The sequence below is a fragment of the Rhodoferax potami genome (assembly GCF_032193805.1).
Taxonomy (GTDB): Bacteria; Pseudomonadota; Gammaproteobacteria; order Burkholderiales; family Burkholderiaceae_C; genus Allorhodoferax; species Allorhodoferax potami_A.
The window spans coordinates 1,354,646-1,362,500 of the sequence record NZ_JAVBIK010000001.1 but is presented as its reverse complement, the minus strand read 5'-3'; the positions used below and the strand labels follow the sequence as shown (position 1 = coordinate 1,362,500).

Annotated in this window: 2 tRNA genes and 4 rRNA genes (1 of these 6 only partly in view); all 6 read left to right on the top strand. The window is 50.9% G+C overall.

The window, feature by feature from the left end:
* A 23S ribosomal RNA gene (locus RAE19_RS06515) occupies positions 1-2,063 on the top strand; it begins 815 nt to the left of the window's first position.
* A gap of 153 nt (positions 2,064-2,216) precedes the next feature.
* Positions 2,217-2,329, top strand: a 5S ribosomal RNA gene (rrf, locus tag RAE19_RS06510).
* Positions 2,330-2,672: 343 nt separating this feature from the next.
* Positions 2,673-4,207: ribosomal RNA gene (locus RAE19_RS06505) — 16S ribosomal RNA — on the top strand.
* A 99-nt stretch (positions 4,208-4,306) separates the two neighbouring features.
* Positions 4,307-4,383: transfer RNA gene (locus tag RAE19_RS06500), tRNA-Ile, on the top strand.
* Between the two features lie 36 nt (positions 4,384-4,419).
* A tRNA-Ala gene (locus RAE19_RS06495) sits at positions 4,420-4,495 on the top strand.
* A 389-nt stretch (positions 4,496-4,884) separates the two neighbouring features.
* A 23S ribosomal RNA gene (locus tag RAE19_RS06490) occupies positions 4,885-7,762 on the top strand.
* The 16S, 23S and 5S rRNA genes sit together here with 2 tRNA genes alongside, the layout of an rRNA operon.
* The last annotated feature ends 93 nt before the right edge of the window (positions 7,763-7,855 follow it).

The window sequence follows — 7,855 nt, the reverse complement described above, 5'->3', positions numbered from 1 at the left end:
ATTTAGGTAGTGCCTCAAGTATTACCTGCGGGGGTAGAGCACTGTTTTGGCTAGGGGGTCATGGCGACTTACCAAACCAATGCAAACTCCGAATACCGCAGAGTACAGCTTGGGAGACAGAGCACCGGGTGCTAACGTCCGGACTCAAGAGGGAAACAACCCAGACCGCCAGCTAAGGTCCCTAAAATTGGCTAAGTGGGAAACGAAGTGGGAAGGCTAAAACAGTCAGGATGTTGGCTTAGAAGCAGCCATCATTTAAAGAAAGCGTAATAGCTCACTGATCGAGTCGTCCTGCGCGGAAGATGTAACGGGGCTAAGCCAGTTACCGAAGCTGCGGATTTGCAATTTATTGCAAGTGGTAGGAGAGCGTTCTGTAAGCCTGTGAAGGTGCGTTGTAAAGCGTGCTGGAGGTATCAGAAGTGCGAATGCTGACATGAGTAGCGTTAAAGGGGGTGAAAAGCCCCCTCGCCGTAAGCGCAAGGTTTTCTACGCAACGTTCATCGGCGTAGAGTGAGTCGGCCCCTAAGGCGAGGCAGAGATGCGTAGCTGATGGGAAACAGGTCAATATTCCTGTACCGATGTGTAGTGCGATGTGGGGACGGAGAAGGTTAACTCAGCCAACTGTTGGACATGTTGGTTCAAGCTTGTAGTCGTGCCTGGTAGGCAAATCCGCCGGGCTTAGATGAGGAGTGATAACGAGTCTGCTTGCAGACGAAGTGAGTGATACCCTGCTTCCAGGAAAAGCCACTAAGCTTCAGCTACACACGACCGTACCGCAAACCGACACTGGTGCGCGAGATGAGTATTCTAAGGCGCTTGAGAGAACTCAGGAGAAGGAACTCGGCAAATTGACACCGTAACTTCGGAAGAAGGTGTGCCTTTAGTAGGTGAAGTCCCTCGCGGATGGAGCCCAATGAGGTTGCAAAAAATCGGTGGCTGCGACTGTTTATTAAAAACACAGCACTCTGCAAACACGAAAGTGGACGTATAGGGTGTGACGCCTGCCCGGTGCTGGAAGATTAAATGATGGGGTGCAAGCTCTTGATTGAAGTCCCAGTAAACGGCGGCCGTAACTATAACGGTCCTAAGGTAGCGAAATTCCTTGTCGGGTAAGTTCCGACCTGCACGAATGGCGTAACGATGGCCACACTGTCTCCTCCTGAGACTCAGCGAAGTTGAAATGTTTGTGATGATGCAATCTCCCCGCGGAAAGACGGAAAGACCCCATGAACCTTTACTGTAGCTTTGTATTGGACTTTGAACAGATCTGTGTAGGATAGGTGGGAGGCTTTGAAGTAGGGTCGCTAGATCTTATGGAGCCAACGTTGAAATACCACCCTGGTGTGTTTGAGGTTCTAACCTAGGTCCATTATCTGGATCGGGGACAGTGCATGGTAGGCAGTTTGACTGGGGCGGTCTCCTCCCAAAGCGTAACGGAGGAGTTCGAAGGTACGCTAGTTACGGTCGGACATCGTGATGATAGTGCAATGGCATAAGCGTGCTTAACTGCGAGACTGACAAGTCGAGCAGATGCGAAAGCAGGACATAGTGATCCGGTGGTTCTGTATGGAAGGGCCATCGCTCAACGGATAAAAGGTACTCTGGGGATAACAGGCTGATACCGCCCAAGAGTTCATATCGACGGCGGTGTTTGGCACCTCGATGTCGGCTCATCTCATCCTGGGGCTGTAGCCGGTCCCAAGGGTATGGCTGTTCGCCATTTAAAGAGGTACGTGAGCTGGGTTTAAAACGTCGTGAGACAGTTTGGTCCCTATCTTCCGTGGGCGCTGCAGATTTGAGGAAGCCTGCTCCTAGTACGAGAGGACCGGAGTGGACACACCTCTGGTGTATCGGTTGTCACGCCAGTGGCATTGCCGAGTAGCTAAGTGTGGAAGAGATAACCGCTGAAAGCATCTAAGCGGGAAACTCGTTTCAAGATGAGATCTGCCGGGGCCTTGAGCCCCCTGAAGAGTCGTTCAAGACCAGGACGTTGATAGGTCGGGTGTGGAAGCGCAGTAATGCGTTAAGCTAACCGATACTAATTGCTCGTGCGGCTTGACCCTATAACTTTGATGTACGCAAGTACTTCAAGGAAGTTATGCCAAGTTGACGCATTCAAATGACCATCTCCAAGCGAGATGGCGTCGTAAAAGACAAGCTGATTAGCTCTATAAATTGGTTGCCCAGACCTCTAGTCTGGGTGACAACAAGTTATGCCTGACGACCATAGCGACTTGGTACCACTCCTTCCCATCCCGAACAGGACAGTGAAACGAGTCAGCGCCGATGATAGTGCGGATCCCCGTGTGAAAGTAGGTCATCGTCAGGCTATTACAGCAAAACACCCCGTCAAGTGGCGGGGTGTTTTTTTTAGTACTGCGAGCAGTGCTAAAAAAAGCAAGAATATGCTCTCGGGCGTAGTGATGCGCTTAAAAGTGTGTCATAATTGAAGGCTTCGCTGATCGCAGCGTGCCAAGAAATCTGAAGAGATTTCTGATCATTAAAAATTTACAGCCGATAAGCGTGGGCGTTTGAAGGTGGTTGCCAAGTTCTTTTGGAACTAGTCGCAAGACTTTAAACGCTCATGAATGAAAAAAGATGTGAAATTCAGAAATGAAGTTCATGTCAATTCCAGTTTATGAGTTGCTCGAAAGAGCGAAAAAATCAAGATCGAACTATAGAGTTTGATCCTGGCTCAGATTGAACGCTGGCGGCATGCCTTACACATGCAAGTCGAACGGCAGCACGGGAGCAATCCTGGTGGCGAGTGGCGAACGGGTGAGTAATATATCGGAACGTGCCCAGTCGTGGGGGATAACGTAGCGAAAGCTACGCTAATACCGCATACGATCTATGGATGAAAGCGGGGGATCGCAAGACCTCGCGCGATTGGAGCGGCCGATATCAGATTAGGTAGTTGGTGAGGTAAAGGCTCACCAAGCCGACGATCTGTAGCTGGTCTGAGAGGACGACCAGCCACACTGGGACTGAGACACGGCCCAGACTCCTACGGGAGGCAGCAGTGGGGAATTTTGGACAATGGGCGCAAGCCTGATCCAGCAATGCCGCGTGCAGGATGAAGGCCTTCGGGTTGTAAACTGCTTTTGTACGGAACGAAACGGTGAGCTCTAATACAGTTTGCTAATGACGGTACCGTAAGAATAAGCACCGGCTAACTACGTGCCAGCAGCCGCGGTAATACGTAGGGTGCGAGCGTTAATCGGAATTACTGGGCGTAAAGCGTGCGCAGGCGGTGATGTAAGACAGATGTGAAATGCCCGGGCTCAACCTGGGACCTGCATTTGTGACTGCATCGCTAGAGTACGGTAGAGGGGGATGGAATTCCGCGTGTAGCAGTGAAATGCGTAGATATGCGGAGGAACACCGATGGCGAAGGCAATCCCCTGGACCTGTACTGACGCTCATGCACGAAAGCGTGGGGAGCAAACAGGATTAGATACCCTGGTAGTCCACGCCCTAAACGATGTCAACTGGTTGTTGGGTCTTCACTGACTCAGTAACGAAGCTAACGCGTGAAGTTGACCGCCTGGGGAGTACGGCCGCAAGGTTGAAACTCAAAGGAATTGACGGGGACCCGCACAAGCGGTGGATGATGTGGTTTAATTCGATGCAACGCGAAAAACCTTACCCACCTTTGACATGTACGGAAGTCGCTAGAGATAGCTTCGTGCTCGAAAGAGAGCCGTAACACAGGTGCTGCATGGCTGTCGTCAGCTCGTGTCGTGAGATGTTGGGTTAAGTCCCGCAACGAGCGCAACCCTTGTCATTAGTTGCTACATTCAGTTGGGCACTCTAATGAGACTGCCGGTGACAAACCGGAGGAAGGTGGGGATGACGTCAAGTCCTCATGGCCCTTATAGGTGGGGCTACACACGTCATACAATGGCTGGTACAAAGGGTTGCCAACCCGCGAGGGGGAGCTAATCCCATAAAGCCAGTCGTAGTCCGGATCGCAGTCTGCAACTCGACTGCGTGAAGTCGGAATCGCTAGTAATCGTGGATCAGAATGTCACGGTGAATACGTTCCCGGGTCTTGTACACACCGCCCGTCACACCATGGGAGCGGGTTCTGCCAGAAGTAGTTAGCCTAACCGCAAGGAGGGCGATTACCACGGCAGGGTTCGTGACTGGGGTGAAGTCGTAACAAGGTAGCCGTATCGGAAGGTGCGGCTGGATCACCTCCTTTCTGGAAAACTGCAATCTAATTTGAACGCTCACACTTATCGGTTGTTGGAAGGTTGTCGCTAACGACTTGGGCTTATGCCTGGTCATAAGTGACCGGCTTGGGTCTGTAGCTCAGTTGGTTAGAGCACCGTCTTGATAAGGCGGGGGTCGTTGGTTCGAGACCAACCAGACCCACCATCGTCGTCCAATAAACAGGTAGATATTGGGAAATACGGGGGATTAGCTCAGCTGGGAGAGCACCTGCTTTGCAAGCAGGGGGTCGTCGGTTCGATCCCGTCATCCTCCACCAAACTTCCGATACACATGAAGTCAACACCAAAGTAGCTTTGCATTGCTTGCAATGAAGAGGCTGCTTTGTTGTTGATCAAGATCTCTTGATCAACCGGCTGTTCTTTAACAATTTATAGAGTTTAATCAGCGTTGCCAACTTTAAGCTGCGCCAAGGAAACTGCACATTCGTAAAGGTTTAGTGCAGACCGTGCCTTGCGTGGTTGTTGGCAACATATTTGATTGCGTCAAAATGAATATCAAACTTTGTTTGAAATTCGAAAGTAATTAGGCTAACTGTTTGCGAAAGCAAGTGGTGATGTCATTTACGGCATAACGCGACAGGTGAGAGACCTGTCAAACATTCCTTGAAGATGACGGAGATACTCGCAAGAGTGGTCAAAGTTATAGGGTCAAGTGAATAAGAGCATGTGGTGGATGCCTTGGCAATGATAGGCGACGAAGGACGTGATAGCCTGCGATAAGCTTCGGGGAGCTGGCAAATTAGCTTTGATCCGGAGATTTCCGAATGGGGAAACCCACCCTTAGGGGTATCGCATACTGAATACATAGGTATGCGAGGCGAACCGGGTGAACTGAAACATCTCAGTAGCTCGAGGAAAAGACATCAACCGAGATTCCGAAAGTAGTGGCGAGCGAAATCGGAGAAGCCTGCAAGTGATAGCACAAGACATAACGGAACAGCCTGGAAATGCTGGCCATAGCGGGTGATAGCCCCGTACGTGAAATGACCTGTGTGGTACTGAGCTTGCGAAAAGTAGGGCGGGACACGAGAAATCCTGTCTGAATATGGGGGGACCATCCTCCAAGGCTAAATACTCATCATTGACCGATAGTGAACTAGTACCGTGAGGGAAAGGCGAAAAGAACCCCGGGAGGGGAGTGAAATAGATCCTGAAACCGCATGCTTACAAAAAGTAGGAGCCCGCAAGGGTGACTGCGTACCTTTTGTATAATGGGTCAGCGACTTACATTCAGTGGCAAGGTTAACCGAATAGGGAAGCCGTAGAGAAATCGAGTCCGAATAGGGCGTCTAGTCGCTGGGTGTAGACCCGAAACCAAGTGATCTATCCATGGCCAGGATGAAGGTGCCGTAACAGGTACTGGAGGTCCGAACCGACTAGTGTTGCAAAACTAGCGGATGAGCTGTGGATAGGGGTGAAAGGCTAAACAAACTTGGAAATAGCTGGTTCTCTCCGAAAACTATTTAGGTAGTGCCTCAAGTATTACCTGCGGGGGTAGAGCACTGTTTTGGCTAGGGGGTCATGGCGACTTACCAAACCAATGCAAACTCCGAATACCGCAGAGTACAGCTTGGGAGACAGAGCACCGGGTGCTAACGTCCGGACTCAAGAGGGAAACAACCCAGACCGCCAGCTAAGGTCCCTAAAATTGGCTAAGTGGGAAACGAAGTGGGAAGGCTAAAACAGTCAGGATGTTGGCTTAGAAGCAGCCATCATTTAAAGAAAGCGTAATAGCTCACTGATCGAGTCGTCCTGCGCGGAAGATGTAACGGGGCTAAGCCAGTTACCGAAGCTGCGGATTTGCAATTTATTGCAAGTGGTAGGAGAGCGTTCTGTAAGCCTGTGAAGGTGCGTTGTAAAGCGTGCTGGAGGTATCAGAAGTGCGAATGCTGACATGAGTAGCGTTAAAGGGGGTGAAAAGCCCCCTCGCCGTAAGCGCAAGGTTTTCTACGCAACGTTCATCGGCGTAGAGTGAGTCGGCCCCTAAGGCGAGGCAGAGATGCGTAGCTGATGGGAAACAGGTCAATATTCCTGTACCGATGTGTAGTGCGATGTGGGGACGGAGAAGGTTAACTCAGCCAACTGTTGGACATGTTGGTTCAAGCTTGTAGTCGTGCCTGGTAGGCAAATCCGCCGGGCTTAGATGAGGAGTGATAACGAGTCTGCTTGCAGACGAAGTGAGTGATACCCTGCTTCCAGGAAAAGCCACTAAGCTTCAGCTACACACGACCGTACCGCAAACCGACACTGGTGCGCGAGATGAGTATTCTAAGGCGCTTGAGAGAACTCAGGAGAAGGAACTCGGCAAATTGACACCGTAACTTCGGAAGAAGGTGTGCCTTTAGTAGGTGAAGTCCCTCGCGGATGGAGCCCAATGAGGTTGCAAAAAATCGGTGGCTGCGACTGTTTATTAAAAACACAGCACTCTGCAAACACGAAAGTGGACGTATAGGGTGTGACGCCTGCCCGGTGCTGGAAGATTAAATGATGGGGTGCAAGCTCTTGATTGAAGTCCCAGTAAACGGCGGCCGTAACTATAACGGTCCTAAGGTAGCGAAATTCCTTGTCGGGTAAGTTCCGACCTGCACGAATGGCGTAACGATGGCCACACTGTCTCCTCCTGAGACTCAGCGAAGTTGAAATGTTTGTGATGATGCAATCTCCCCGCGGAAAGACGGAAAGACCCCATGAACCTTTACTGTAGCTTTGTATTGGACTTTGAACAGATCTGTGTAGGATAGGTGGGAGGCTTTGAAGTAGGGTCGCTAGATCTTATGGAGCCAACGTTGAAATACCACCCTGGTGTGTTTGAGGTTCTAACCTAGGTCCATTATCTGGATCGGGGACAGTGCATGGTAGGCAGTTTGACTGGGGCGGTCTCCTCCCAAAGCGTAACGGAGGAGTTCGAAGGTACGCTAGTTACGGTCGGACATCGTGATGATAGTGCAATGGCATAAGCGTGCTTAACTGCGAGACTGACAAGTCGAGCAGATGCGAAAGCAGGACATAGTGATCCGGTGGTTCTGTATGGAAGGGCCATCGCTCAACGGATAAAAGGTACTCTGGGGATAACAGGCTGATACCGCCCAAGAGTTCATATCGACGGCGGTGTTTGGCACCTCGATGTCGGCTCATCTCATCCTGGGGCTGTAGCCGGTCCCAAGGGTATGGCTGTTCGCCATTTAAAGAGGTACGTGAGCTGGGTTTAAAACGTCGTGAGACAGTTTGGTCCCTATCTTCCGTGGGCGCTGCAGATTTGAGGAAGCCTGCTCCTAGTACGAGAGGACCGGAGTGGACACACCTCTGGTGTATCGGTTGTCACGCCAGTGGCATTGCCGAGTAGCTAAGTGTGGAAGAGATAACCGCTGAAAGCATCTAAGCGGGAAACTCGTTTCAAGATGAGATCTGCCGGGGCCTTGAGCCCCCTGAAGAGTCGTTCAAGACCAGGACGTTGATAGGTCGGGTGTGGAAGCGCAGTAATGCGTTAAGCTAACCGATACTAATTGCTCGTGCGGCTTGACCCTATAACTTTGATGTACGCAAGTACTTCAAGGAAGTTATGCCAAGTTGACGCATTCAAATGACCATCTCCAAGCGAGATGGCGTCGTAAAAGACA